This is a genomic window from Algoriphagus halophilus, from assembly GCF_900129785.1.
Taxonomy (GTDB): Bacteria; Bacteroidota; Bacteroidia; order Cytophagales; family Cyclobacteriaceae; genus Algoriphagus; species Algoriphagus halophilus.
This window is the reverse complement of sequence record NZ_FSRC01000001.1, coordinates 1,908,426-1,934,460: the sequence shown is the minus strand read 5'-3', so window position 1 is coordinate 1,934,460 and position 26,035 is coordinate 1,908,426. Positions and strand designations below refer to the sequence as shown.

24 protein-coding genes are annotated in these 26,035 nt (G+C 39.4%); 10 read left to right on the top strand and 14 right to left on the bottom strand.

Annotated elements, in window-relative coordinates; all coding sequences use genetic code 11:
* Positions 1–36: 36 nt before the first annotated feature.
* Positions 37–1,323, top strand: a complete 1,287-nt coding sequence (locus BUR11_RS08165; protein WP_074224343.1) for a NupC/NupG family nucleoside CNT transporter — start codon at positions 37–39, stop codon at positions 1,321–1,323.
* A 138-nt stretch (positions 1,324–1,461) separates the two neighbouring features.
* Here BUR11_RS08165 and BUR11_RS08160 read toward each other — a convergent pair whose 3' ends face one another.
* The 6 genes from BUR11_RS08160 to BUR11_RS08135 all read right to left on the bottom strand — a co-directional run bounded on the left by BUR11_RS08160 (position 1,462) and on the right by BUR11_RS08135 (position 9,594).
* On the bottom strand, positions 1,462–2,937 hold the full coding sequence (locus BUR11_RS08160) for a M28 family peptidase (protein ID WP_074224342.1): 1,476 nt from the start codon (positions 2,935–2,937) through the stop codon (positions 1,462–1,464).
* 52 nt (positions 2,938–2,989) lie between these two features.
* A complete protein-coding gene (locus BUR11_RS08155) occupies positions 2,990–3,700 on the bottom strand; it encodes a pseudouridine synthase (RefSeq protein WP_074224341.1) in 711 nt (236 codons plus the stop codon).
* Between the two features lie 54 nt (positions 3,701–3,754).
* Positions 3,755–4,966 carry a tRNA 2-thiouridine(34) synthase MnmA gene (gene mnmA / locus BUR11_RS08150; RefSeq protein WP_074224340.1) on the bottom strand — a complete coding sequence of 404 codons (1,212 nt, stop codon included), beginning with the start codon at positions 4,964–4,966 and terminating at the stop codon, positions 3,755–3,757.
* Positions 4,967–5,142: 176 nt separating this feature from the next.
* Positions 5,143–6,858, bottom strand: coding sequence for a gamma-glutamyltransferase (gene ggt / locus BUR11_RS08145; RefSeq protein WP_074224339.1), 1,716 nt, complete (start codon positions 6,856–6,858; stop codon positions 5,143–5,145).
* Entirely contained in the window at positions 6,858–9,230 is a 2,373-nt protein-coding gene (locus BUR11_RS08140) for a S9 family peptidase (protein ID WP_074224338.1), read from the bottom strand. The genes ggt and BUR11_RS08140 overlap by 1 nt, the downstream gene beginning before the upstream one ends.
* Positions 9,231–9,258: 28 nt before the next feature.
* The gene (locus BUR11_RS08135; RefSeq protein WP_074224337.1) at positions 9,259–9,594 is read right to left on the bottom strand and encodes an Hpt domain-containing protein; all 336 of its coding nucleotides are present in this window, start codon (positions 9,592–9,594) and stop codon (positions 9,259–9,261) included.
* A gap of 395 nt (positions 9,595–9,989) precedes the next feature.
* Between BUR11_RS08135 and BUR11_RS08130 the strand changes: the two genes are divergently transcribed.
* Both BUR11_RS08130 and BUR11_RS08125 read left to right on the top strand, forming a co-directional pair.
* Positions 9,990–10,460, top strand: coding sequence for a DUF2452 domain-containing protein (locus BUR11_RS08130; protein ID WP_074224336.1), 471 nt, complete (start codon positions 9,990–9,992; stop codon positions 10,458–10,460).
* The gene (locus BUR11_RS08125; RefSeq protein ID WP_074224335.1) at positions 10,453–11,097 is read left to right on the top strand and encodes a DUF7255 family protein; all 645 of its coding nucleotides are present in this window, start codon (positions 10,453–10,455) and stop codon (positions 11,095–11,097) included. The genes BUR11_RS08130 and BUR11_RS08125 overlap by 8 nt, the downstream gene beginning before the upstream one ends.
* A 2-nt stretch (positions 11,098–11,099) precedes the next feature.
* Here the strand turns inward: BUR11_RS08125 and BUR11_RS08120 are convergent, their stop codons facing one another.
* Together BUR11_RS08120 and BUR11_RS08115 are read right to left on the bottom strand one after the other, a co-directional pair.
* Positions 11,100–11,717: a deoxynucleoside kinase gene (locus BUR11_RS08120; RefSeq protein ID WP_074224334.1), complete on the bottom strand. Its 618-nt coding sequence runs from the start codon at positions 11,715–11,717 to the stop codon at positions 11,100–11,102.
* 15 nt (positions 11,718–11,732) lie between these two features.
* Complete coding sequence (locus BUR11_RS08115) at positions 11,733–12,623, bottom strand: 3-hydroxyacyl-CoA dehydrogenase family protein (RefSeq protein WP_074224333.1); 891 nt, start codon at positions 12,621–12,623, stop codon at positions 11,733–11,735.
* Between the two features lie 170 nt (positions 12,624–12,793).
* Here BUR11_RS08115 and BUR11_RS08110 point away from each other — a divergent pair, with 170 nt between their 5' ends.
* Positions 12,794–13,630, top strand: a complete 837-nt coding sequence (locus BUR11_RS08110) for a CvfB family protein (protein WP_074225174.1) — start codon at positions 12,794–12,796, stop codon at positions 13,628–13,630.
* Here BUR11_RS08110 and BUR11_RS08105 read toward each other — a convergent pair.
* Complete coding sequence (locus tag BUR11_RS08105; RefSeq protein WP_074224332.1) at positions 13,623–13,982, bottom strand: arsenate reductase family protein; 360 nt, start codon at positions 13,980–13,982, stop codon at positions 13,623–13,625. The two genes, BUR11_RS08110 and BUR11_RS08105, sit on opposite strands and share 8 nt — an antisense overlap.
* 102 nt (positions 13,983–14,084) lie before the next feature.
* Between BUR11_RS08105 and BUR11_RS08100 the strand changes: the two genes are divergently transcribed.
* Both BUR11_RS08100 and BUR11_RS08095 read left to right on the top strand, forming a co-directional pair.
* Positions 14,085–14,573: a YkgJ family cysteine cluster protein gene (locus tag BUR11_RS08100; RefSeq protein WP_074224331.1), complete on the top strand. Its 489-nt coding sequence runs from the start codon at positions 14,085–14,087 to the stop codon at positions 14,571–14,573.
* A gap of 47 nt (positions 14,574–14,620) precedes the next feature.
* The gene (locus BUR11_RS08095; protein ID WP_074224330.1) at positions 14,621–15,553 is read left to right on the top strand and encodes an ROK family protein; all 933 of its coding nucleotides are present in this window, start codon (positions 14,621–14,623) and stop codon (positions 15,551–15,553) included.
* On the opposite strand, the gene BUR11_RS08090 is transcribed toward BUR11_RS08095, so the two are convergent.
* Positions 15,534–15,920 (bottom strand): hypothetical protein, encoded by a 387-nt coding sequence (locus BUR11_RS08090; RefSeq protein WP_074224329.1) that lies wholly within the window; start codon positions 15,918–15,920, stop codon positions 15,534–15,536. The genes BUR11_RS08095 and BUR11_RS08090 overlap by 20 nt on opposite strands.
* A gap of 3 nt (positions 15,921–15,923) precedes the next feature.
* Positions 15,924–17,156, bottom strand: coding sequence for a sterol desaturase family protein (locus tag BUR11_RS08085; RefSeq protein WP_074224328.1), 1,233 nt, complete (start codon positions 17,154–17,156; stop codon positions 15,924–15,926).
* A gap of 115 nt (positions 17,157–17,271) precedes the next feature.
* Between BUR11_RS08085 and BUR11_RS08080 the strand changes: the two genes are divergently transcribed.
* The 4 genes from BUR11_RS08080 (at position 17,272) to BUR11_RS08065 (ending at position 23,110) form a co-directional block, all read left to right on the top strand.
* Positions 17,272–17,766 carry a DNA topoisomerase IV gene (locus BUR11_RS08080; protein ID WP_074224327.1) on the top strand — a complete coding sequence of 165 codons (495 nt, stop codon included), beginning with the start codon at positions 17,272–17,274 and terminating at the stop codon, positions 17,764–17,766.
* A 21-nt stretch (positions 17,767–17,787) separates the two neighbouring features.
* Positions 17,788–19,683, top strand: a complete 1,896-nt coding sequence (locus BUR11_RS08075) for a DNA topoisomerase IV subunit B (RefSeq protein ID WP_074224326.1) — start codon at positions 17,788–17,790, stop codon at positions 19,681–19,683.
* A 107-nt stretch (positions 19,684–19,790) separates the two neighbouring features.
* Entirely contained in the window at positions 19,791–22,397 is a 2,607-nt protein-coding gene (locus tag BUR11_RS08070; protein WP_074224325.1) for a DNA gyrase/topoisomerase IV subunit A, read from the top strand.
* 11 nt (positions 22,398–22,408) lie between these two features.
* Positions 22,409–23,110, top strand: coding sequence for a TrmH family RNA methyltransferase (locus BUR11_RS08065; RefSeq protein ID WP_074224324.1), 702 nt, complete (start codon positions 22,409–22,411; stop codon positions 23,108–23,110).
* A gap of 6 nt (positions 23,111–23,116) precedes the next feature.
* Here the strand turns inward: BUR11_RS08065 and BUR11_RS08060 are convergent, their stop codons facing one another.
* The 3 genes from BUR11_RS08060 to pckA form a co-directional block, all read right to left on the bottom strand.
* On the bottom strand, positions 23,117–23,725 hold the full coding sequence (locus BUR11_RS08060) for a hypothetical protein (RefSeq protein WP_074224323.1): 609 nt from the start codon (positions 23,723–23,725) through the stop codon (positions 23,117–23,119).
* Between the two features lie 113 nt (positions 23,726–23,838).
* Positions 23,839–24,273 (bottom strand): peptidylprolyl isomerase, encoded by a 435-nt coding sequence (locus BUR11_RS08055; protein WP_074224322.1) that lies wholly within the window; start codon positions 24,271–24,273, stop codon positions 23,839–23,841.
* A gap of 107 nt (positions 24,274–24,380) precedes the next feature.
* Positions 24,381–25,991, bottom strand: coding sequence for a phosphoenolpyruvate carboxykinase (ATP) (gene pckA, locus BUR11_RS08050; RefSeq protein ID WP_074224321.1), 1,611 nt, complete (start codon positions 25,989–25,991; stop codon positions 24,381–24,383).
* Between the last annotated feature and the right edge of the window lie 44 nt (positions 25,992–26,035).

Here is a 26,035-nt window from a genome sequence, read left to right as displayed (position 1 = left end):
TGGCTATTTTTAGCCTTTCTCATTTAATATCAATTCATGGATTATTTAAGGGGTGTCTTAGGACTTTCAGTTATAGTTTTGATTGCATTTCTTTTTTCAAATGAAAAAAGAAAAATTGATTGGAGATTGGTAGGAATAGGCATTGTATTGCAGCTGGTTTTTGGTTTTTTAATTACAAAGGTTCCTATTGTTGCTCAGGGTTTTGCTGTTTTAAGTGAGGCATTTGTCAAATTTTTGAGTTTTAGCAGAGATGGAGCGGCCTTTATATTTGGAGACTTAGCAGGCGACAGTTATGGGTTTATATTTGCCTTTCAGGTATTGCCTACCATTATTTTCTTTTCAACCGTATCTGCTGGTCTATACTATTTAGGAATCCTACAAAAGGTAGTTTTTGGGATCGCCTGGGTGATGGCAAGAACCATGAGACTATCAGGTCCTGAAAGCCTTTCTGCAGCTGGAAATATTTTCTTGGGACAAACGGAAGCTCCATTGCTTGTACGTCCTTTTATTCCCCAAATGAGCAAGTCTGAACTGATGTGTTTGATGACTGGAGGTATGGCTACTATCGCAGGAGGTGTTCTGGCTGGGTATGTGGCGTTTTTAGGAGGAGATAGTTTAGAAGAGCAAAGTAAGTTTGCTGCCTACCTGTTAGGGGCAAGTATCATGAACGCACCTGCAGCCATCGTGATGTCCAAAATGTTTGTTCCTGAAGTGGAGAAAGAAACCAAACAGGATAAATTGGAAGTCAATGAAGAAGCCATGGGGGTCAATTTAATTGATGCCATGTCCATTGGTGCTTCGGAAGGTTTGAAGTTAGCACTTAATGTTGGGGCTATGTTATTGGCTTTTATAGCAGTGATTGCAGCAATCAACTATTTATTGAGTGGACTCATAGGAGAGTATACAGGACTGAATTCATTGGTGGCTTCAAGCACAGGAGGACAGTTTCAAGGTTTTTCCTTAGAATACCTGTTTGGTCAGGTCTTTCGAGTTTTTGCCTGGGTAATTGGAGTGGATTGGGTGGATACCCTGCAAGTAGGTAGTCTTTTAGGTCAGAAAACAGTAATCAATGAATTTGTAGCCTATCTAAGCTTGTCAGAAATGAAAGAAATAGGCTCTTTAAATCCCAAATCCATTGTCATCGCAACGTATGCTTTGTGTGGGTTTTCAAATTTCAGTTCCATTGCCATACAATTGGGAGGGATCAGTATTATTGCTCCCAATCAACAGGGAAACTTGAGCCGTTTAGGACTACGATCTCTTTTAGCAGCGTCCTTGGCCTGTTTGATGACGGCTACTATTGCAGGGATGCTGTTTGGGTGATCAATAAATGCTGTCCTTCATAAGAGGGGGCCTACCAAGTTTGATGAACTAGTTTGAGAGAAAGCCGAATTAATAAAATCTAAAATAAAAGCCCTTCGAATACCATTCGAAGGGCTTTTTGTTGAAAAGAAATACCTGTTAATTTATACCATATAGTTCTTTTCCAACTTGTTCATATTTATCTCCCTCAAACCAAAATGGTTTCTCGTTCATGTTGGCAATTTTTTGAGCAGAGAGAATATAGGCTTTCCAATAGTTTACGGCATAATCCAAATCGAAGGAGTCCACGTCATCTGCTTGCTTATGGTAATATTGATTGATATCATCATCAAAAGCAGTAAAACCTAAGCTGAATGTAGGGGAAGGAACCCCTAATTTTGCAAAATTCACATTATCGGATCTGTCATAAAGCCCTTGTTCAGGCGATGGGTCAGAAATCGCTTTTAACCCTACTTCACTGACTGCATCTGTAATTAATTGGTCTCCTGAGGTCCTACCCAAACCTATCACAGTGATAATAGAGGTATTGTTATATCCTGCATTGTCTATGTTTAAATTAAAGACAATGTCTTTGATGGGGACTAGAGGGTGGGAGGCAAAATAAGCGCTTCCCAAAAGGCCTTTTTCTTCTGCAGTCCAAGCAGCCAATAAAACGGATCTTTTTGGTGGGTTTTCTGCAAAATAACGAGCTGCATTGATTACCGCTACTGTTCCTACCGCGTTGTCCCTTGCTCCATTAAAAATGGAATCTCCATTTGCATCTGCTTCTCCTACTCCCACATGGTCATAATGAGCTGAAAGGAGTATGTATTCGTTTTTAAGTTGAGGGTCTGTTCCTTCAATCCAGGCTACAACATTCTTACCCTCAACTGGTTTATTGACCTTTTTCTCGATCATAAACCTTGCTTCTTCAATCTTACCTTTAGCCATGTCGGATTTGATCTTGTTTTTTGGATCCTTGATCCAGATATAGGGAAGTTCATTTGCCTCTCCCTGATCAATACTCAATTGAGTTCTATTCAGGTACCTGGATACCAATTGCCAAGGAACAGAAGGGATATTAAACATTTCTACAATGCCAACGGCACCTTTCTCCTGGGCAATTTTTGCTTTTTGTGCACCTAATGAAAATAAGGCTCCGGGACTCATTTGGTCAGGTGCTCCCACACTGCTTACTGCGATCTTACCAGCTACATCCAATCCTTCATAATCTTCTTCCATCCCGTAGCCTACATCTACTAGTTCAAATGATCCTTCCAGGTCATTTCCGCTGAGAACCAATAAGGTTTCTCCTTGTGTGAATCGCTCACCAGATATGACAATTTCTCCAGTTTTTGGTGGACTGGACATCATAAATGGGATAGATTGAAAATAACCAGTGGCACCTGGCAATTCTTTGGCTCCATATTTTTCAAATTCTTTCGCTATGTACTTGGCTGCTAATTCTATCTCTGGCCGTAATGGATCTCTACCTTTCAGCTCATCGGAAGCCAAATAGCGGAAGTGGGATATTGCATCCTCTCTATTGAATTTTTGATTAATGTCCTCTATTTGCGAAAATGCAATGGTGGAAATTGCAAAGAGGAGGGAGAAAGTACCTAGTAATTTTTTCATCGGGTAAATTTTTGCTCTTCTAAAGTAACTGAAATTCCCCAAATGAATTCAATTAGTGTGGATATTGGATGGTACCAAGTTCCAATTCTTGTAGAAGTTTTAAAAAGTGAGGAGGAGGAGTACAGGATATTTCTATCTTTTCTGAACTAATAGGATGAATAAAGGATAGGTATTGGGCATGCAGCATCAGGTTTTGTAAGCCGAATTCCTTTTCTAAAAAGATGTTTTGTTTATTATCCCCATGCTTTTTGTCGCCTAAGATATAATGACGAATATGTGCCATATGCCTTCGTATTTGGTGGGTTCTTCCTGTTTCCGGTTCAACCTCCAACAAACTATATCTACTAGTGGGGTATCTTCCTGTACTATTAAATGGCATTTCAGAGGTTGCCATTACTTTAAAGGAAGTTCGGGCTTCTTGTAACCTTCCAGACCGCTCACTTTTCAGGGGATGGTCTATGGATCCTACTTGTATTTCAGGAATTCCTCTTATTATGGTCAGGTACTTTTTGTCTATGGATCTTTCTGAAAAAAGTAATTTTAAAGAGGGGAGAATCGCTTCACTTTTAGCAAATAACAAGATGCCGCTGGTGGGTCGGTCCAGTCTATGTACCGGGTGTACATGTTGCCCAATTTGATCTCGCAGTAACTGTAAAGCGAAGACAGTTTCATGTGCAGCGATGGCAGTTCTATGAACCAGTAAACCAGAAGGTTTATTGATTGCAATCAAGTGTTCATCTTCAAAGAGTATTTCTAGAATCATAGGTGAAAGGAAGAAGAGCCAGCTTCAAGCTGACTCTTTAATGCAATACACTAATTAAAATATGGTTCCGGACCCTATCGATTCTTCCTCATTATACCAAGCTACAAATTGCCCTGAGGCAACGCCTTTTTGTGGTTCATCGAAAATGACATATAGTCCATTTTCTTTTCGTATTAAGGTTGCCCATGTCAAGGGTTGACGGTAACGAATTCTAGCTTTATATCGGGCACTATCTCCGATGGCAAGTTCCAGGTCTTCCCGGATCCAATGGATTTGGTCAGCTTTCACAAATAGCCCATTCTTTAATAAGCCAGGATGGGTTTCGCCGAGTCCCGTGTAAATAATGTTTTCTTTTGTATCTGTAGCAATGACGAATAAAGGTTTCCCGGTTCCACCAACATGGAGGCCTTTTCTCTGTCCTACCGTAAAATAGTGTGCTCCATTATGTTCCCCCAATACCTTTCCTTGTGCTGCAGCATAATGGAGTGGCAAAGCTATAGCATCCAAGGTTTCCTGGTCCCAATCTTCAGCAGGAACACCCACAGGGGTTTGCTGAGTTTGGTAGACGGGTAAATCTTCGGGGATTTGAATGATCTTCCCTTTTTTTGGTTTTAATTGTTGCTGTAAGAAATCCGGCAATCTCACTTTTCCTATAAAGCAAAGCCCTTGGGAATCCTTTTTATCGGCAGTAATCAAGTCCAATTCTTTGGCAATTTTTCTTACCTCAGGCTTTTGTAAATGCCCAATTGGAAAAAGTGCTTTACTCAATTGCTCCTGATTGAGTTGGCATAGGAAATAACTTTGATCTTTATTTGGATCGGCCCCTGCCAACAATTGATAAACGGGTTTTCCATTTACCTCTATTTCTCCTTTTTGACAATAATGCCCTGTAGCCACAAAATCAGCTTTCAACTTTTGGGCAGCTTTCAGGAAAATATCAAATTTGATTTCTCTATTGCAGAGAATGTCTGGGTTGGGGGTACGTCCCGCTTCGTATTCTCCAAACATGTAATCCACAATTCGCTCTCGGTATTCCTCGCTCAGGTCAATGGCCTGGAAGGGGATTCCTAATTTTTCGGCGACCAGCATGGCATCGGTGGAATCTTCCATCCAGGGGCATTCATTGGAAATGGTAACGGACTCATCGTGCCAGTTTTTCATAAACATTCCGATGACTTCATAGCCTTGTTCAATTAAAAGGTGAGCGGCTACGGAACTGTCGACACCTCCGGAAAGGCCAACAACTACTCTAGGTTTTGTCTTCATGGGTTGTAATAATTAATGGATTCAAGGTCCATTAGGTTACAGATGAGTTAAGAACTCCAAAGGCTTGGAATTAGTTCTCTAGGACAAAGTTACAAATTTGAAAAATGAAAAAGGGAAAATGTTTTCCTCTTGGTTAGAGTACTCCATTTTCCCTTTCTATTTGTTAAGAATCCAGTTTAAAAACCCAATGCCTTATCATCCCCTCTTGGGTCTGCACCACCTTCTAGCTTTCCGTCAGGCATCACTAAAATAGCATCTACTTTTCCGATGATGGGGTTATTGTTTTCTAAAATGATATACCCTTTGGATTTCAAATGGTTCAATAAGGTGGAGTCAAAAGAATTGGGTTCAAAACTAACCCGATCAGGCAGCCATTGATGGTGAAACCTGGCTGATTCTACCGCTTCTTGCATGCCCATCTCAAATTCATAAACATTGAGTATAGTTTGAAGTACAGAGGTGATAATGGTAGATCCACCCGGAGTTCCGACTACCATCCAAAGTTTGCCCTCCTTTTCTACTAACGTAGGAGTCATGCTGCTTAGCATTCGTTTTCCAGGTTGAATGCTATTTGCTTCAGCACCTATTAATCCAAACATATTAGGCACTCCTGGCTTGGAGCTGAAATCGTCCATTTCATTATTCATGAAGAAGCCTAATTCATCAATATACACTTTGGAACCATAGGCGCCATTTAAAGTCGTAGTCACCGAAACAGCATTTCCCTCCGCATCAATAATGGAGTAATGGGTAGTTTCCATACTTTCTGAAAACGCAAATTTACCTTCGGCAATGTCCTCTGATTTGGTGGCTTGCTCAAAAGTGAAGCTTTCCATTCTGGATTTGAGGTAATCAGCTGACATCAATTCGGCTTTAGGGATATGGACAAAATCCGGATCTCCTAAATAATAATTTCTATCTGCATAAGCCCTTCTTTCAGCTTCTACCAGCAGTTGTATATGCTCTGGGCTGTGATGGCCAAACTTTTTCAAGTCGTAAGGCTCAATCATTCCGAAAATCTGTGCCAAGGTGATGCCCCCAGAACTAGGAGGAGCCATAGAGATGATCTTTAACTCTTTATAATCAAAAACGATTGGATCTCTCCAAGCTGCTTCGTAATCCGCTAGATCCTGCTCCGAAATGATTCCTCCCATTTCCTGTAAATGCTTTACCAGCATTTTGGCAGTTTCCCCCTGATAGAATTCCTCTTTTCCATTTTTTGCAACCCGCTTTAAGGTCTCAGCTAATACGGGGAACTTAAGCGTATCACCTTCCTTGATCTCCTTTGCGAAATACGTGTCAGGTCCATTGACCTCTATAAATGTTTCCCGTAATCTCTGTAGCCTAGCTGCTTGATTGGGGGTGGTGACATAGCCTTTTTCTGCTAGTTCAATTACTGGGGCTAATACCTCTTGAGGAGTAAGTTTCCCGAATTTTTCCTGGGCGGTGAATATACCTGAGATGGTGCCCGGTACTCCGGATGCCATTGCTCCTTTTGTGCTTAAGCCAGTTATTACATTTCCTTCCTCATCCAAATACATGTCTGCATAAGCAGCGGAAGGGGCCTTTTCGCGGTAATCCAGGGAGCCAACGGAACCATCAGCCATTCGATATACCATAAATCCGCCACCTCCTAGATTTCCTGCAAAAGGATAGATTACTGCCAATGCCATTTCAGTGGCCATCATCGCATCGAAGGCATTTCCTCCTTGTTTGATGATATCCAATCCTATCTGTGAAGCTTCTTCACGAGCAGACACGACCATGGCCTTTTCTGCAATTGTTCCTCTTTTGGCTTGGACTACCTCTTTTTTTTCTCCGCATGAGTAAATGGAAATAGAAAGAGTAGTCACTGCCAGTATTCCGCCAGTGATCCGAGAAAATATACTCATCAATCTTCTATAAGCGTGGTGTTAAACAATTTTAAAATGCGTTTGTATTCATCGGTCCATGAGCTTGGCTCTACAAAGCCATGATCCTCTACAGGGTAAATAGCCATTTCCCAGTTATCCTTTCCTAATTCAATCAATCGCTGAGAAAGCCTGACAACATCCTGAAAATGAACATTGACATCTACCATGCCATGAGCCATCAAAAGATTTCCTTTTAAGCCTTCAGCAAAGTAAATAGGACCTGATCTTCTATAAGCTATCGGATCTTCTTCAGGGGTATTTAGAATATTCGATGTATAGCCATGATTGTAATGAGCCCAATCTGTTACTGATCTCAAAGCAGCTCCTGATTTGAAAACATCAGGCGTATTGAATAGTGCCATAAGGGTAATAAAACCTCCATAACTTCCGCCATAAATCCCGATTCTATCAGCATCTACCCCTTGTGAAGCTACCAGGTATTTTGCGCCATCCACCTGATCAGATAGATCTTTACCTCCCATATGTCTATAAATACCTGTTCTCCAATCTCTACCATAGCCGGCACTCGCTCTGTAATCGATGTCAAGCACGGTGTACCCTAGGTCAGTCAATAAATTATGGAACATGTACTCTCTGAAATAGCTACTCCACCATTTATGAACGTTTTGAAGATAACCAGCTCCATGGACGAAAATTACCGCTGCCCCATTCTTTTTAGCGGGGTCAGGAGTATATAATCTTGCAGGGACTTGAGCCCCATCTTCAGCAGTAAATCGGATAATTTCAGGATCCCTCCAATTGTAGGCTTTGAATTCATCCGATTGCCCAGAAGTCAATTGGATTGGATTAGCTCCAACTTTATTGTCTTGAACATACAATTCAGTAGGCTTATTACTATAGGAATAAAGGATGGCCAATTTCTTCTCATCTGGGGAAAGAGTCACCTCATTATTTCCTGTCATGGAAGTCAGTTTTTCCATTTTCCCACCCATTAAAGGCATTCTATAAAAATGTCTTTCTCCGGGATCTACTTCGGAAGTAGTGAGGTACCAAGATTTTTTGTCCTTAGAGATAAATGGATCAAATACCTCATAAGCACCAGATGTTAAGGCAGTTTTTTCTCCTGATTCCACATCAAGTAGGTACAGATGAGAATATCCAGATTCTTCTGACTGGAAATAGATGTGTTGATTATCCGGAAGCCATCCCATTGTTCCTCCTGAAAATGACCAGCCAATACCTGGGCCGGCAATCCATGCCTCATCTCTCTGTCTATCCAACGTTTTCAATGCTCCTGTGGTGAGGTCTATTAAGGAAATCCATCGGTCTTTGTTGTCTGTAGACCGGATGTTGATCACAGCTTTTGATCCGTCATGTGAAAAATAAGGCTGAGAAAGGATCACAGTCCGTTCCTTTTCTTCCCAAGTTTTCTCTGGATAATCCTGAACATAATCCGGTAAATCCTTAATTCCTGGAAGGTTGGAGGTTCCTATGAAATAAACGGTGTCCCTTGTTAAGTCATAAATCCCAATTTCTACAGTGGTAGGAGTGGTACCTACCTTGGACCGTGTATTCAAATCAGTGGTATATCCAGAAGCATCTACATAGTCTGGAACGATGGTGTTTTTTCCTGATCCTCTGTCATAGTAGGAAAAAGTAGCATAGTTGCCATCAGGAGAGAGTGTTAGATTAACAGGGTTTTTCCCCTCGGTATAATAGGTGAACTCCTTGGAATCGCCTTCAGAAATTGATTCCCGGTAAGCTCTACTTTCTTTTTGCTTTTCTTTTCTTTCATTCACCACCTGCAATAATGCCAGGTTATCTTTTTCAAGAAAGTCCAGTTCTTCTTCCTTTGAGCCGTTCTTTTTAGCAGAAGGTTTGGATCCAGAACTGATGTTTGTCACTTTTTCAACCTGACCGGTGGACTGGTTTAAAACAAATATATTCCCCTCAGAATTGAAAGCGATTAAATTCTCATCAGCCAAATAAGTTGGGTTAGAAATATTTTGGAACCATTCAAGAACAGCTGTTTTCTCTCCTTTTTTCAGATCTTCGATCATGATCTTATTATCCTCTAAGAAAAGTCTTTTGGATTGGTCTTGATTCAGTGAGGAAAACCTCTTTTGTAGGGACTTCTCCTCTTTCCAATGAACTTTTGAGATGAGGGTAGGTGAGGATAAGTTGATTTTATATAGGGAATCTGCAGGGTCATTTTCAGCATTATACTTGAAATAAATTTGCTGACTGGAGTCGTCCCACTTAACAGAAGAGGGGAAGGTTCCCATCCATTTTGGATCCCTCATAATGTACTCCACAGATAAACTGCTTTGCGCATGAAGTTCTAAAATGGCAATAAATAGCAATGGCAGAAAAAGGAGTTTTCGCTGCATAGTAAAGTATCAGTTAGTTTAATGAGTGTTACTTGATCGTTTCCAGGAACTCATTTAGTTCCTCGATAATCACGTCTAAATGTTTCTGGAGGGTATTGTTGATTTCAGAAGAATCTTTCAGATTACCATCGATTTCTTCCAATAACTTACGGGTTTTTAAAGCTCCAATATAACTCATTGTTGGTTTGGCTTTATGGCACCGCCTTTTGATCGTGTCAAAATCTTTAATCTTATAAAATTCATTGAGCTCTTTCAAATCTTTGATATTCGTATCAAGGATTATTTGGATCATCTCCTTTGTCATATCCGGATCATCATCACCAAAATACTGATAAATAGATTGCTCACTTATAATTTGATACATGGTCGGACTGAAAAGAGTATGGAGTGAAAAAAAACTGTGTTTGGTAGACTACCGTTAAAATTAAAAACAATTTTCAAAATGTGTAATCAAGGAACAAATGATTTGAAGAAAATTTGTAATTTTTTTATATGAGTTATCTTATTCATTGATTGACCTGAAACAAGAGATCTAAATTATTTGATGGGTTCTTAAACATCCTTTCCTAATTTTGGATTCTAATAAAGACAGATTATTCAGATTATGCAGCGTAACAAAAAAATCCTTCTGATTTTGTTTTTGATCTTTATGATAATCATGGCTTGGATCGGCTATGATATATCCACAAGAACTACCTTTCCCGGTTCAAAAGGGAATTTGAAAGAAAGGATAAGTTCAGGAGAGGAAACTAAAAAGTAATGACTAAGAAAAAAATAGACATCACTAAATTGGATTTGAGTGAGATGAAGGAAAAGACTGCAGAAAACCCTGGTAGTTTACCTTATCCACATCATGCTGGGAGTGCGGTTGTCCGTCCTGAAGATCAAGGGAAGGTAAACGGGAGGGCCATTGCTGCCATGCAAAGTCAAACAGATATGCAGATGTCTCAGATCTACAGGCAAATGCAATTATTGGCTGATCAAGCAAAAGCAATTCAGGCAAGAGTAGCCTATTCAGAAAGAATATACAATGCTCAGACTTCTTTTGAGCCTTTGATTAATCACCATTATTATTTGTATCAGAAAGAGGATGGGAATGATTTTTTAAGCATGATTGCGCCGGATGAGTGGGGAAGAAAAAAAAGCTTCGCTCAATTTTTAGCGGAAGTAAAATTATTGGCAGATCATACCTGGGAGATCGTAAAGGAAAATAATCAAGACAATGGATAACCTGATTACGCGCCAACTTCAAGGTATCTTGAAAGAAGGCGAAGTAGAGTTTGAAAGGGATTTCGAATTGGAGGTCAATCCCAAATTTTTGGATCAAAAAGGAAAAGATTGGTTGGATGAAATCTATGAAGATTTAGGTGGAATAGGAGAGGTTCCCTTGTTGAAGAAGTTGAAATTTGATTTTAAAATCAACCGGAGTCTTGTGTTGTATGACGATGAACTTCACTTTAATAGGTATCGGTTAATTTCTTATAGATCAGATTTTTATAAGGAGTTTAATTTGCCTTTTTACGAAGCCCAGAAGCGCTTGTGTAGAACCTATGAGAAAGATTGTTTGAAAGCAGGTTTGCAAGACAGAGTTTGGTCTGGTCCTCCAATCGCTAAGCATAGTTTTGGTTTAGCAAGCGAGCCGGGTGATTTCTACGGGAATGGCTCAAGTGGTTGGAAACTGCAGGCATATAATGATGCACAAACCGATATCCAAACAAGAATCCATGGATACAAATTGATTCGGATTACCCCTTACGAGACCTTGATGACAGGGGGATCCTTAAAAAGACTGGATCATTTATTGATGAACCCAAAAGAGGAGCAGCGTACGATCCTCCTCAATTGGTTCATGCGAAAATTTGAATGATCCTAACTGAATAATCCAAAAATCTCCCGGTCAATTTTTTCTACTACAAAAGCAAAGTCTTCGGGATTAGAGACAAAATCCAACTGGTTTACATCAATAATCAAGAGTTTTCCTTCTTGGTAATTTTTGATCCATTCCTCATAGTGTCGGTTGAGGTTTTTTAAGTAGTCAATGGACATGGTCGTTTCATAATCCCGACCTCTTTTTTCTATTTGATCTACCAGTTTCGGGATATCTGCCCTTAGGTAAATCAATAAGTCCGGAGCTTTGACATGGGTAATCATACTGTTAAAAAGACTTTGATAGTTTTCATAGTCCCTACTTGTCATTAACCCACTAGTATGTAAGTTGGCCGCGAATATATAGGCATCCTCGTAAATGGTTCTATCCTGGATAAAATGGGATTTTTGCTCCTGAATTTTTGAGATCTGATTAAATCTTGAATTCAGAAAATAAACCTGAAGATGAAAAGCCCATCTTTTCATGTCTTCATAAAAATCCGGAAGATATGGATTGTTGTCCACGGCCTCAAACTCCGCTTTCCAGCCATAGTGTTTGGCTAATTTTTCGGTTAAGGAGGTTTTTCCACTCCCAATATTTCCAGAAACAGCAATATGCATGGTCTGCTTTTTTGGTTAGTTGGAGAATCTTGGAGAGACTACTAAATCTTTGCTTCCTTTGGTATAGGTATAAAACCCTTCTCCTGACTTGACGCCTTTAAAACCAGCCTCTACCATATTCACAAGCAATGGGCAAGGAGCATATTTTGGATTGCCAAAACCATCATGCAATACTTTTAAGATAGATAGACAAACGTCCAAGCCTATGAAATCAGCCAATTGCAAGGGGCCCATGGGGTGAGCCATTCCAAGTTTCATCACCGTGTCTATTTCATATACACCTGCTACCCCTTCATATAAAGAATAGATCGCTTCATTGATCATAGGCATTAGAATCCTATTGGCCACAAAGCCAGGATAATCATTTACTTCTACCGGAACTTTGGAAAGCTTTTCCGAAAGTCCCATGATTTGTTGGGTAGTCTCATCTGAGGTGGCATATCCTCGTATTACTTCCACCAACTTCATGATTGGAACGGGATTCATAAAGTGCATTCCAATTACCTGAGCAGGCCTGTTAGTGACAGCTGCGATCTTAGTAATGGAAATGGAAGAAGTATTGGTTGCAAGAATGGCATTCTTGGGGCTTGCTTGATCTATCTGACGGAATAAATCCAGTTTTATAGCTAGGTTTTCAGTAGCTGCTTCAATGATCAATTCTGCCTTTTGAACACCTTCTTTTACATCAGTATAGGTAGATATGTTGGATAAAGCTTTTGTCTTTTGTTCTTCAGTGAGTACTTCCTTTGCTACTTGTCTATCCAAATTTTTGGTGATGGTTGCCAAGGCTTTTTCTAAAAACTCCTGTTTGAGATCAATCAGGGAGACTTGGTATCCATGTTGTGCAAAAACATGTGCAATTCCATTTCCCATGGTACCTGAACCGATCACTGATATATTCTTCATGAATGTTAAATTTTAGGGTGTTATATGTTGGGTTATATTTGATGTTATGCTGTCGTTTATCAAAACTAATTCGATCACTTTCTAATTCCAATTTTTTAATTCTTCTAATCTGACTTTGAATGTCAGAAATTCTTCCATTCCTAAATAGGATTAATGTCTACCTTTGTGGTATGAAAGAACTTGGTTTGATTAGCACACTTCCTATTAATCGATTTACAGATTTTGGAGCCTATCTGGCACTTAGCTCAGGTGAAGAAGTTTTATTGCCTAAAGGTTATTTATTGGGAGATGAGAAGGAAGGAGAGGAGATCGCTGTCTTTGTGTATACGGATAGTGAGGATAGACCGGTTGCTGTAACTGAAAGTCCCAAAGCATTATTGGATGAGTTTGCTGTATTGGAAGCCAAAGAAATTGCACCGTTTGGAGTGTTTATGGATTGGGGTTTGCCAAAAGACCTATTGGTCCCCAAAGCTGAGTTAGGGCAAAACATGGTAGTAGGACAGAAATACTTGGTCAAAGTATGTGTGGATTTCCAAACCAACCGCTTGATAGGGGTAAATAAATACCGGGATTTTATTTCAGAAGCTCCCATGGATTATGTTCCAGGAACTGAAGTTTCGGGATTGGTATTTGACAAAACTGATCTAGGATACAAGGTGTTGATCGAAGACCAATACGAGGGATTAGTATTTTCCAATGAAGTTTTTCAGCCACTTGAGATTGGAGATTTGAGAAAATTTTTTGTTAAGAAGAGGAGAGATGATGGAAAAGTAGACTTGCAGCTATTACCTCCAGGAAGAGTAAAATATGAGGAAGGTGCAGAAATAATTTTAGCGATGCTGGAAGAAAAAGGCTTTATGCCATTACATGATAAATCTGCTCCTGAAGAAATTCAAAAGGAGTTAGGGATGAGTAAGAAACATTTTAAGCAGTGTATTGGGCAATTATATAAAGCTGGAAAAATCCAGATTTTAGAAAATGGAATTTCAATCAATTCTTCTAATTAAGTTTTAGAATATCGCTGGGGGTTCTGCAAAGAATGGCTTTGTTTCTCAATACTGCTATGGGAGATTTAATGAGATGTGGATTTCTCACTAAAATATTTAACCAGCTTTCCTCGTCCCAATCATTGCCTGCTATTTTAGACTGATAATCTGGATGAGCCTTGTTCAGCAAATCTTTCGCCCGGAGATTTAGTTTCATAAGCATGCTATTCCACTGGGTAGTGGTTATTCTTTCTTTAACCACATCTATCTGATTGATAAAATTGGCAATGGAATGTGCATAGGCCAATGTTTGTTTATCAATGACCTGCCCGGGACTATGATAAAAATAGAGTTCAGAGGGATGCATCTTCATGGTGTATTGGGTTAAATATGTACAGAATATACTGATATTCTGTATTTTAAGCAAATATATTATCGGGTTTTTATTAAATATAAAATAAAATAATTTTAGGGTATGGATCTCGAAAAATTTCAGAAAGAAAGCCAATCTGAGTTTCCTTCTAATACAAAATTGAAAGCAAAGCTTAGGAAAGTAAAGCCCAAAGAATTGGACCAGCGATTTTCTGAGCAACACGAGAAAGCTTTTGAAGAGATTGATTGTCTGGATTGTGCAAATTGTTGTAAAACCACGAGCCCTATTTTTATCCAAACTGACATCGATCGACTCGCAAAGGTTTTTAGGATGAAAAGCAGTAATTTTATAGAGGAATATTTACATAGGGACGAAGAAGGAGATTTTGTATTGAATTCATCACCTTGTCCTTTTTTGAATAAGGATAATAAATGTTTAGTCTATGATGAAAGACCCAAAGCTTGCCGGGAATATCCTCATACCAATAGAAAAAATATGCATGGGATCTTAAATCTAAGTTTAAGAAATACACTAGTTTGCCCTGCAGTTTTCAAAATTTTCTCAGAGATTGGCAAAGAATATAGGAAGTAATCCATTCTTTTTGCTTTTTTTTGAATAACAAACCTATAACAATAAACATGCAAAATCAGGATATACACTTTTTAGGAGTGGACGTGGGAGGAACCCATTTAAAAATTGGACTTGTAGATAAAGAAGGTACAATCGTTGAATTTCAAAAAGAAGATACCACGCCATTTCGTGATGATCCTGAAGGTTTTGGGCCCTGTTTTATCAAAGGGATCGGAAAATATTTAGCAAAATATCCGCAAGTGAAGAAAGTCGGGATTGGGCTACCTGGTCTAATTTCAAAAGACAGAACCACCACCTTAGAAATACCCGCTATTCCAGGCTTGGATGATTTTAATTTGAAGGGGGGATTAGAAGAAGCATACCCAGGTTGTGAATTTTTCTTGGAAAATGATGCTGCAGCTGCTGGGATCGGTGAATTTTATTTTGGAAAGGATAACCCGAGCGCCAACTTCCTTTTTGTGACCATGGGGACTGGAATCGGGAGTGCATTGGTTTTGGATGGAGAGGTATTTAAAGGTTCCCGAGGAAATGCAATGGAAATGGGGCATATGCTTTCACGAGGAAATGCCAGATTGGAGACTCTGATTGGAAGAAATGGTATTCTTAAAATCATGGAGAAAATGATTGCTGCCTACCCCGAAAAAGCGAAAGGCCTGGAAGGGAAAGAATTAGGTACACACCTTTTGGTAGATTCTGCAAAAGCTGGCAACGAGGTAGCCCTCATGGTATTTCAAGAAGTAGGTACCATCTTAGGGGAGGCGATTGTTTCTGCTATAAGAGTTTTGGATGTGACAGAAGTTTACTTTGGCGGAGGGATTTCTGCAGGTCTTGAATTTATGATGCCTTCATTAGATCATACCATTCGACAATACCTTACTCATTATTATGTAAAAGACTTGAAGCTTAAAAAAGCTACATTAGAAAATAACGCAGGAACCTTAGGTGCCGCAGCACTTTGTTTTATGGGTTCAGGTTTGTAATGGTAACCTCTGAAACCTTACTAATGGCATTCATTCGAAAAAGAACTCTTAGGGGTTCTTTTTCTGTTTCTACCCCTTCACAATCGCCACTTGGTTCTAAGAAGTAGAAGAAAAAACTTTGGCTTTTGTCTACTAATTCCACTCGGTCAGGTCTTCCAAAGGTCTTGATGATGGATTGGTTATTCTCTCCTAAAAAGGTTTGCTTGATTTTTTGCAATTCCTCTACATCTTGGATCCGTAAACCCTTACAACCATATCGATCTGATTTCCAGTTGTCCAAATTTATATTTCCTGCATCAAGTTTGCCGCCACAAGAGGCAATCAAGAACGCAATGAAAGGCAATACTAATTTTATGTTTTTAAGCATGTACTATAGGGATGCAGAAGAAATTTCAGAAGTAAGCTGATGGTTTTTCCATAGCCATAGAAAGGATGCAAAAGTATAAACTCCCAGCATAGAAAGCAGTACTATTTCAGGAATAATACCTTGAAATAAATAGAAAACTGATAAATCAAAGGTTAGGACCCGTAGGTATTCCTGAGGGAAATACCACTTCCTTTTTTCAAAAATCCCAGAGAAACTGACGGTAGTCCAAATGATCAGCACGCTTACACCCACTTTTGCCAAAAGATCAAGCGAGTTTACTTGGAACAAGAAAAAACCGGTGAGTAATAAAAGCAAAATGTATTGAGTGAAAATGTACCAATTCATGGTAGAGGGGACCACCGTATCGTATTTTGAGTAATTAGAATCCACCTCTTTGGGGGCTCTATAACCTCCTAAATAGGAGGGAAGCCATCCCGGTTTATTGAACAGGTAATTTAATTTATCTCGAAAGCCTTTTATCTGTTTCAGCTCCTCCTTCATGGTGACATAATGAGCAACGTTGACCCAAAAGGGATTCCAGCTTTTCACCGGTGTAGTGATTCCATAGGTAGGTGTTTCTTCTTCTTCCTGAAATGTTCCAAACCATTTGTCAAAGATGATGAACGTGCCGCCATGGTTTTTGTCAATGTACTTTGGGTTTCTTCCATGATGAACCCGGTGATGGGAAGGTGTATTCATGAAATGTTCCAGAAATCCCATTTTTCCGATGACCTCGGTATGAATCCAAAATTGGTACAATAGGTTCAAGCCTGATACCAAAATGAGCATCACGGGATCAAATCCTAAAATGGCTAGTGGGAAATAAAAAAAGAAGGTCCAGAAAGTCTGGGTACTACTTTGTCTTAGGGCTACAGAAAGGTTATATTCTTCACTGGAATGATGGACAACATGTCCTCCCCAGAATAAATTAACTTCATGGCTCATTCGGTGGGCCCAATAGTAACAGAAATCATATAAGAAGAATAACAGGAAAAAAGTCCAGGTGTTATTAGGGATTTGAAAGAAGGCATAATGCTCAAAGATCAGCGTATAAATTCCAATGGAAATAATTTTGAAAAATACGCCGGTTACTTGTGACATGACCCCACAATTGATGTTGGTAATGGCGTCGTTCATGCGATAACCAGGGTGTTTTTGGAATCGAAGTACGATCATTTCAATTGCCATCAATAAGAAATAGATGGGGATTGCGATAACTACTGGACTGAGGTTCATTAATTTGGGCTTATTATTGACTGTACTTGTCAAATATAATCATAAAACCAACTCTAAATAGTCCGAATCTGTTTGATCAAATCCTTTATATTAGCACCTTCAATTACACAATAATATGTACTATCGGTTTGGCAAGGCCTTTTATTTCCTAAGTATCCTATTCTTTATTTTCTATTTATTGTATTTCTACTCGGCTTTACCTGAACAACTCAGTTTAAGTAAAGGCGAAGCTGGGAATATGGCGAGAGATTTAAATAGAGGTACCTTCTTCTATGGCATGATTGCTGTTTTTGTAGTGATGAACGCAATCGTCTTACTACCTCCTAAATTATTGGAAACAAAAAGTCACCGAGGCTTGGTAAGGATTTTCCCCGTCGGTGATCGGTTTAGAGATTATTATTTAGGCTGGTTTTATTCCTTTGGAGGAATTTTGAATGTCAGCCTTGGGCTCTTGATATTTTATACCCATGCGATAAATAACCAAGATGACGCTGCCCCGGAGCAATTTGATTTTATATTTTACATCATCCCGACATTGTTTGTCATTTGGGTGATTGGATTATTTGTTATTATGGCAGGTAAATTCAAGGAAGTTCAAAATAAATCTTGATCGGAATTTCAAAATTAAACTATGGCAGAACCAGTAAAATATACAGAAGATAGTATTAAGTCCCTGGATTGGAGAGAGCACATTCGACTCAGACCAGGGATGTACATTGGTAAATTGGGGGATGGTAGTGCACAAGATGATGGGATTTATGTATTAGTTAAGGAAGTGCTGGATAACTCTATCGATGAACATATGATGGGATATGGACGCACAATAGATGTAAAGATTTCCGAGCATAAGGTAGAAGTAAGAGATTATGGCCGAGGCATCCCTCTGGGTAAAGTCATTGACTGTGTTTCCAAAATTAACACGGGTGGTAAATATGATTCTGGTGCATTTCAAAAATCAGTTGGATTGAATGGGGTAGGTACCAAAGCGGTGAATGCCTTATCTGATTTTTTTAAGGTTCAGGCTTATAGAGATGGAGAAACCAAAGTAGCTGAGTTCGAAAAAGGTATTTTGACCAATGATGCACCTATTTCTAAATCTTCAGACAGAAATGGTACCAAGGTGGTATTTTCTCCGGATGCCAGTATTTTCAAGAATTACCACTTTATTCCAGAGTACTTGGAAAACCAAATCTGGAATTATGCCTATTTAAATGCAGGCCTGACCATTAATTATAATGGCAAAAAGTATTTTTCGGATAAAGGGCTCTATGATTTATTGTCCAATAAAGTTGATGAAGAGAGTATCCGATATCCGATCATTCACCTAAAAGGGAATGATATTGAAGTGGCCATCACCCATACTTCTCAGTATGGTGAGGAATATTATTCTTTTGTCAATGGTCAATATACTACACAAGGTGGAACTCACTTAGCCGCTTTTAGGGAGGCCATTGTCAAGACTGTCAGAGAGTTTTTCAAAAAAGATTACGATGCTGCAGATATCCGACAAAGTGTGGTGGCATCCATTGCCGTAAGGGTACAGGAGCCAGTGTTCGAATCCCAGACAAAAACCAAGTTAGGCTCCCAGTCTGTTGGACCTGATGGGCCTACGTTGAGGACCTTTGTCAATGACTTCATAAAAACTGAACTGGATAATTATTTACATAAAAATCCAGCAGTTGCAGATGCGCTATTAAAAAGAATCCTTCAGTCCGAACGGGAGCGAAAAGAGATTTCAGGTATTAAAAAGCTGGCCAATGAGCGGGCGAAAAAAGCAAACCTCCATAACAAAAAGCTTCGTGATTGCCGGGTTCATTATGATGATGCCAAAGCTGATGAAGATCAGAAAAACAATACCATGCTTTTCATTACGGAGGGGGATTCAGCTTCAGGATCTATTACCAAATCCAGAGACGTACAGACCCAAGCAGTTTTCTCCCTAAGAGGAAAGCCCCTGAATTGTTACGGGATGACCAAAAAGGTCGTGTATGAAAATGAGGAATTTAACCTCTTACAACATGCCTTAAATATTGAGGATGGAATTGAAAACCTGCGGTATAGGAAAATTGTCATCGCTACAGATGCCGATGTGGATGGGATGCACATTCGGTTATTGATCATGACCTACTTCTTGCAATTTTTCCCTGATTTGGTGAAAAATGGTCACTTATTTATCCTGGATACCCCATTGTTCCGGGTAAGAAATAAGAAAGAGACCATCTATTGTTACACCGATGAGGAAAGGCAAAAAGCCATTCATAAGCTCGGTTCTAAGCCAGAAATCACCAGGTTCAAAGGCTTGGGAGAAATTTCCCCTGAGGAATTTGGGACCTTCATTGGAGAAGACATCCGTCTTGAACCCATCATATTGAACAAGGAAACGAAAATAGCGGATTTATTAGGGTTTTATATGGGGAAAAATACCCCGAGCCGACAGACATTCATTATTGATAATCTCAAAATTGAGAAGGATTTAGCATTGGATGATCCGAAGGCTGAAGCAGTGAATGAGGAGGAAGCTGCTTGATCCAAATTCGGAGTTTTAAAGAACATTAAACGTATTTTCTGAAAAGAAAAAAGTGAATTTCAGATCAATTTTGAGTTTGAAATTCCACTAATAACCGGAATTATTTCATGAGTGAAGAAAACAATTTGTCAAATGACGGAAGCCTGCACGATTCCGTTCCAGTTACTGGGATGTATAAGGAATGGTTTCTGGATTATGCTTCTTATGTAATTCTTGAGCGTGCAGTACCTGCTATTGAAGATGGCTTAAAACCCGTTCAACGTAGAATCCTTCATGCCATGAAGGAAATGGATGATGGGAGATTTAATAAAGTGGCCAATATCATCGGTCAATCCATGCAATATCACCCTCACGGTGATGCTTCCATTGGAGATGCCATTGTCAACATCGGGCAAAAAGACCTTTTGATTGAAACTCAGGGTAACTGGGGGGATGTACGTACTGGTGACCGAGCTGCGGCAGCAAGATACATTGAAGCCAGACTGTCCAAGTTTGCATTGGAGGTAGTCTTTAATCCTCAGACTACCGAATGGCAATTGTCTTACGATGGAAGGAAAAGGGAACCGGTTACACTACCTGTCAAATTTCCTTTGCTATTGGCTCAGGGAGTGGAAGGGATTGCCGTAGGTTTATCTACGAAAATCCTTCCCCATAACTTTTGTGAATTGATCGAAGGGTCGATTGAAATATTGAAAGGAAATTCTACCAATGTCTTGCCGGATTTTATTACGGGTGGCTTAGCGGACTTTTCGGAATACAATGGTGGAGAAAGAGGGGGTAAGGTTAAGGTTAGAGCAAGAATTGAGGAAGAAGATAGTAAGACCATATTAATCAAGGAAATACCTTATGGGACTACCACAGATTCTTTGATTGATTCCATCCTGAAAGCAAACGATAAGGGGAAAATAAAAATCAAAAAGGTAGTAGATAATACTGCCAAAGACGTAGAGATCGCCATCCAGCTGGCATCAGGAGTTTCTCCGGATGTGACCATTGATGCCTTGTATGCATTTACAGACTGTCAGATTTCCATCTCTCCAAATGCCTGTGTGATTATAGATGAAAAGCCGGTCTTCTTAAATGTCAATGATATCCTTGCTTACAATACCAAGCAAACAAAAGCGCTTCTAAAGAGAGAGTTAGAAATTAGAAAGGCGGAGTTGATGGAGAAGGTGTTGTTCTCTTCTTTGGAAAAGATTTTCATCGAAAATCGAATTTACCGGGATATTGAGGAGTGTACTACTTGGGAAGGAGTATTGGAAGCGATTGATAAGGGCTTAGAACCTTATAAACCTGATTTTTACAGGGAAATTGTCCAGGAGGATTTGATCAAATTGACCGAAATCAGAATCAAGCGAATTTCAAAATTCGATGCTTTTAAAGCAGATGAATTGATGAGAAAGCTTCAAGAGGAACTGAAAGAGGTGAATTACAACCTTCGTCATTTGACGGATTATGCAATCAAGTATTACCAAAACCTATTGACCAAATATGGAAAAGGTAGAGAGCGTAAAACAGAGATCAGAGCATTTGATACCATTGAAGCATCTGTGGTGGCAGCAAACAATGCCAAGTTGTATGTGAATAGAGCAGATGGATTTGTGGGTTCTGCCTTAAAGAAAGATGAATTTGTATGTGACTGTTCTGATTTAGATGACATTATCGTCATTAGAAAGGATGGGAAATGCATGGTTTCCAAAATCCAGGAAAAGAATTTCATGGGTAAGGATATCCTATATGTTGGAGTCTTCCGAAAAGGAGATGAAAGGATGGTTTATAACCTCATCTATTTGGATGGGGGATCTGGAAGGGCGATGGTCAAAAGGTTTCAGGTGCTGGCCGTGACCAGAGATAAGGAATATGACTTAACCAAAGGAACCAAAGGCTCTAAAGTATTGTATATGACTGCCAATTCGAACGGAGAGGCAGAAATCGTGACTGTTTACCTGACGCAGGGAGCTAAAGCAAGGGTTAAAGTATTTGACTTTGATTTTGCCACCATTGAAATCAAAGGAAGAGGTGCGGGAGGAAATATTTTGACCAAATACCCAGTGAGAAAGGTCCAATTAAAAATGGAAGGGGTCTCTACGTTGGGAGGATTGGATATTTTTTATGATCCAATTGTAGGTAGATTAAATACTGATCAAAGAGGTAAGCTGATCGGCAATTTCCTGGGAGATGACAAGGTCCTGGTTTGCTATAAATCAGGTGAGTATGAATTGACTTCTTTTGAGCTCACCAACCGTTACGAACCTTCCAATGTGTTATTGATTGAGAAGTTTGACCCTGAGGCCATCCTTTCAGCCATCTATTACGATGGAAGTTCCAAAACCTATTTTGTAAAAAGATTCCAGATTGAGACGACTACCGTCAATAAAAAATTCAACTTCATCACAGATCACAAACAATCTTACTTGAAGGTGGTGTCCACCGAAAAACAACCACAGGCTACGGTGACGCTGGTGAAAGGTAAAGAAGAGGAAGTGAAGGATTATGATTTGGATATGCTGATTGATGTGAAGGGCTGGAAAGCGATCGGAAATAAATTGAGCTCCCATCAGGTAAAAGATATTAAACTGATAGAAACCCAAAAATCTTCTTCTGAAAATACTTCAGCTGAGGACACTGACTCAGAGGATGATGAAATCGAAGTGGGAAAGACCATTGATCTTTCAGTGAAAAAAGATGATGAGGAACAATTAGGTCTTTTTTAAGGTCGCTATTCATGGGTTCTAATCCTCCGGAAAATATCGATCAAGGTTTAATAGATTATTTGGGGCAGTACATTACCGACCACAAAAAGAAAGTGATGGAAGATGTGCTGTCCAAACGAACCCGCTTTTTCACGGTGGTATTAGAGGATATTTTTAAGCCACATAATGCCAGTGCTGTCTTAAGGACTTGTGACTGCTTTGGAATTCAAGATGTTCATGTCATAGAGAAAACCAAAGAATACAAGGTAAACCCATTTGTTACCCGTGGTGCCTCCCAATGGGTAGATCTAAAAAAGTATGATAATCCGGACGGATCTGGGGTGAAAGACTGCTTTTCTCATCTTCGGAAAAATGGGTATAAGATTTATGCAACAAGTCCTAAAGCGAATTCAAAAACCATTGAGGAAATCAATCCCAATGAAAAATTAGCCTTGGTGTTTGGCAATGAACATGAAGGGGTAAGTGAAGAGGTGATCAAAAATGCAGATGCATTGGTACATATTCCCATGTTGGGATTCACAGAAAGCTTCAATATTTCAGTTGCAGCCTCCATTTTTTTACATCATTTAATTCAACAAGCTGATCCCGAAAATTTGGCTGATTTTTATTTAAATGATACAGAGCAACAGGAGCTTCGATTGCAATGGTATAAGTCTGTGGTGAAGAATTCTGATATTCATGAAAAAGTGTTTCTGGATTCTTTAAAAAGGTGATTTCCATTAGTTGTTAGAGAAAAAGGATTTCACTTTTTCTCCAAAAGGTTCTTGCTGTCCCTGTTTCTTAGCTTTTTTTCTTCTTCGTTGTTTTCGTTTTTGTTCTTTGCTTTTGGTCAACACGGTCCTCGCGGAAAAGCCAACTTGTCCTCTATAAAATTCCTCTCTTCCTGTTAGATTAAAATTGGGCTTATAGTCTATAGATAAAACTGTTTTGGCAATCGTGAACTCTATTCCTCCAATACCTTCAATTCCCATGGTTTTATTTCCATACGTTTGAACGATCTCCTTTTCTATTTCATTCTTTTTGAAGCTTTCCTCATTTCCAAAAGAGACACCTGCGCCCAAGTAATAATTGAATCGCTTGGAAATAATCGGTCGATGTTTCTCCAGCAATAAGCTTAAGCTGGAATTTCGGGCAAAATCAGTTTGCAGTATGGCTTCTAGGCTAGTTCTATCCATCACACGTTGTTGGAAAGTAATACCCAGCTGCCTGCTGATCTGATTATTTCCTAATCGAATACCAACGGCATTTCCATAGCGTTGGGCATATAGGTTGGAAGTTAGGAGTAGGGCTAATACAATGTAGGAATACTGAAAAAGCTTTTTGTTCATAAAGGGCCTTGTTAGTAGGAAGGCCATTTGTCCAATAACTATTCCAATTCTTATTAAACGTTAAAAAATGGATGAAGAAAAAAGCCTTCCAGAATTTTGGAAGGCTTTGATCATTATTCGCTTATGACAATTTTTTCAATTTTGTCTCCTGCTCTGATGTCGTCAATTACGTCCAACCCTTCAACCACTTTACCAAAACAAGTATGGTTTCTATCCAGGTGAGATGTATTGTCTCTACTATGACAAATGAAGAACTGGGAACCTCCGGTATTTCTACCTGCATGAGCCATAGAAAGTACGCCTCGGTCATGGTATTGGTTATCCCCATCCAGTTCACATTTGATTTTATATCCTGGGCCTCCAGCGCCATTTCCAATAGGACAACCACCTTGGATCACGAAATTTGGAATTACTCGATGGAAAGTAAGTCCATCGTAAAACCCTTTATTTGATAAATCAATAAAATTTTGGACTGCAATAGGAGCATCATCCTCATAGAACTCCACCTTCATGGTTCCTTTTTCAGTAATAATTTCAGCTGTTCTCATTTGTTTAAGATGAATTGAAAGATATTTCTTTCTGTTTATTAAAAATCAGAATGCAAAATAAACAGATAAACTGGATAAAACCTTTAGAAATTTAAGAGGAATTGGTTTTATGAATCAAGTGGAGTAGGTGCTCCCTTCTTGATTTCCTGTGAGGCAAAACTTTCAAATTGTTTAAAATTTTCTATAAATGCTTCGGCAAGTTTCTTTGCTTGGCGATCATATGCCTGTGGATCTGCCCAGGTGTTTTTTGGATTAAGAACTTCTTTTGGAACATTTAAACATTCTTGGGGTACCTCAAAACCAAAAGTTGGATGCTTTTTGTATTCCACCTGATCTAAACTTCCTTCTAAAGCAGCGGTAATCATAGCTCTTGTATAGGCCAATTTCATTCTGGATCCAACTCCGTAGGGTCCACCGGTCCATCCCGTATTAATTAACCAAACATTCACCTCATGCCTTTCCATTTTCTCCCCAAAAAGAGAAGCATATTCAGTAGGATGTAACGGTAGAAATGCAGCTCCAAAACAGGCTGAGAAGGTCAATTTTGGCTCTGTAACTCCCATTTCTGTACCTGCTACTTTCGCAGTATACCCAGAAATGAAATGATACATTGCTTGACTTTTGCTGAGTCGTGAAATAGGAGGGATCACTCCAAATGCATCCGCGGTCAGAAAGAAGATGTTTTTTGGGATTCCTCCGATGGAAGGGGTTTGCGCATTTGGAATATGATAAATAGGATAGGCCGTCCTTGTGTTTTGGGTTACTTCAATATTTCGGTAGTCTACCTCCCTTGTACCAGGTTTGAACCGGGTGTTTTCTACGATGGCTCCAAATTTTATAGCATCCCAAATTTCAGGCTCTTTTTCCCTACTCAAGTCCACTACTTTCGCATAGCAGCCCCCCTCAAAATTAAATACGGTAGTATCTGTCCAACCATGTTCATCGTCTCCAATTAACTTACGGTTTGGGTCTGCAGAAAGGGTCGTTTTTCCTGTCCCAGATAATCCAAAGAAAATAGCCGTATCTTCTTTTTCGCCAATGTTTGCGGAACAATGCATGGATAAGATTCCCTTTTCATGCGGAAGGATAAAATTGAGAACTGAAAATATTCCTTTCTTCATTTCCCCTGCGTACCCCGTTCCTCCAATCAGAATCATCCGCTTGGTTAAATTCAGAATTGCAAAATTGGGGCTTTTCGTCCCGTCAATAGCAGGATTAGCTTCAAAATCGGGGGCACAAATGATGGTAAAATCTGGCTCAAAGTGTTCCAGTTCCTCTTTTTCAGGCCTTAAAAACATATTATGGCAAAACAAGTTATGCCAAGCCATGGTGTTGAATACCCTTAAATTTAACCGGTGCTGAGGGTCAGCGCCCACATAGGCATCTCTCACAAAAAGATCTTTCTCACTGAGAAAATACCTCATTTTCTGCTCCAGTAAATCAAATTTAGCTGGTTCAAAAGGAATGTTGATATCTCCCCACCAAACACTATCCTTTGTTTTTTCATCCAAAACAATAAAACGGTCTTTTGGAGACCTACCGGTGAATTCACCTGTATCTGCCATCAAGGCTCCGGTAGAGGTAAGAAATCCTTCTTGCCGTGCAAGTGCCATTTCAACTAAAGTGGCTGGAGGAAGGTTTGAATAAACATTTCCAGAAGTATTTATTTCCATAAGTACTTTGGATTTACTGTGATTTTCCAGAACGGTGTCCTGCATAGAAATTTGGGTTTACAAACTGAAATAAGTCTGCCCAAAATTAA

Bases quoted from the DNA above. Each gene is read 5' to 3' on its own strand.
- BUR11_RS08065 (WP_074224324.1), top strand. From the start codon at position 22,409: ATGGGTTCTAATCCTCCGGAAAATATCGATCAAGGTTTAATAGATTAT.
- BUR11_RS08140 (WP_074224338.1), bottom strand. From the start codon at position 9,230: ATGCAGCGAAAACTCCTTTTTCTGCCATTGCTATTTATTGCCATTTTA.
- BUR11_RS08100 (WP_074224331.1), top strand. From the start codon at position 14,085: ATGGATCTCGAAAAATTTCAGAAAGAAAGCCAATCTGAGTTTCCTTCT.
- BUR11_RS08055 (WP_074224322.1), bottom strand. From the start codon at position 24,273: ATGAGAACAGCTGAAATTATTACTGAAAAAGGAACCATGAAGGTGGAG.
- BUR11_RS08135 (WP_074224337.1), bottom strand. From the start codon at position 9,594: ATGTATCAAATTATAAGTGAGCAATCTATTTATCAGTATTTTGGTGAT.
- BUR11_RS08110 (WP_074225174.1), top strand. From the start codon at position 12,794: ATGAAAGAACTTGGTTTGATTAGCACACTTCCTATTAATCGATTTACA.
- BUR11_RS08115 (WP_074224333.1), bottom strand. From the start codon at position 12,623: ATGAAGAATATATCAGTGATCGGTTCAGGTACCATGGGAAATGGAATT.
- BUR11_RS08070 (WP_074224325.1), top strand. From the start codon at position 19,791: ATGAGTGAAGAAAACAATTTGTCAAATGACGGAAGCCTGCACGATTCC.
- BUR11_RS08160 (WP_074224342.1), bottom strand. From the start codon at position 2,937: ATGAAAAAATTACTAGGTACTTTCTCCCTCCTCTTTGCAATTTCCACC.
- BUR11_RS08090 (WP_074224329.1), bottom strand. From the start codon at position 15,920: ATGCTTAAAAACATAAAATTAGTATTGCCTTTCATTGCGTTCTTGATT.
- BUR11_RS08125 (WP_074224335.1), top strand. From the start codon at position 10,453: ATGGATAACCTGATTACGCGCCAACTTCAAGGTATCTTGAAAGAAGGC.
- mnmA (WP_074224340.1), bottom strand. From the start codon at position 4,966: ATGAAGACAAAACCTAGAGTAGTTGTTGGCCTTTCCGGAGGTGTCGAC.
- BUR11_RS08060 (WP_074224323.1), bottom strand. From the start codon at position 23,725: ATGAACAAAAAGCTTTTTCAGTATTCCTACATTGTATTAGCCCTACTC.
- BUR11_RS08120 (WP_074224334.1), bottom strand. From the start codon at position 11,717: ATGCATATTGCTGTTTCTGGAAATATTGGGAGTGGAAAAACCTCCTTA.
- BUR11_RS08130 (WP_074224336.1), top strand. From the start codon at position 9,990: ATGACTAAGAAAAAAATAGACATCACTAAATTGGATTTGAGTGAGATG.
- ggt (WP_074224339.1), bottom strand. From the start codon at position 6,858: ATGAGTATATTTTCTCGGATCACTGGCGGAATACTGGCAGTGACTACT.
- BUR11_RS08095 (WP_074224330.1), top strand. From the start codon at position 14,621: ATGCAAAATCAGGATATACACTTTTTAGGAGTGGACGTGGGAGGAACC.
- pckA (WP_074224321.1), bottom strand. From the start codon at position 25,991: ATGCAGGACACCGTTCTGGAAAATCACAGTAAATCCAAAGTACTTATG.
- BUR11_RS08080 (WP_074224327.1), top strand. From the start codon at position 17,272: ATGTACTATCGGTTTGGCAAGGCCTTTTATTTCCTAAGTATCCTATTC.
- BUR11_RS08085 (WP_074224328.1), bottom strand. From the start codon at position 17,156: ATGAACCTCAGTCCAGTAGTTATCGCAATCCCCATCTATTTCTTATTG.
- BUR11_RS08155 (WP_074224341.1), bottom strand. From the start codon at position 3,700: ATGATTCTAGAAATACTCTTTGAAGATGAACACTTGATTGCAATCAAT.
- BUR11_RS08105 (WP_074224332.1), bottom strand. From the start codon at position 13,982: ATGAAGATGCATCCCTCTGAACTCTATTTTTATCATAGTCCCGGGCAG.
- BUR11_RS08165 (WP_074224343.1), top strand. From the start codon at position 37: ATGGATTATTTAAGGGGTGTCTTAGGACTTTCAGTTATAGTTTTGATT.
- BUR11_RS08075 (WP_074224326.1), top strand. From the start codon at position 17,788: ATGGCAGAACCAGTAAAATATACAGAAGATAGTATTAAGTCCCTGGAT.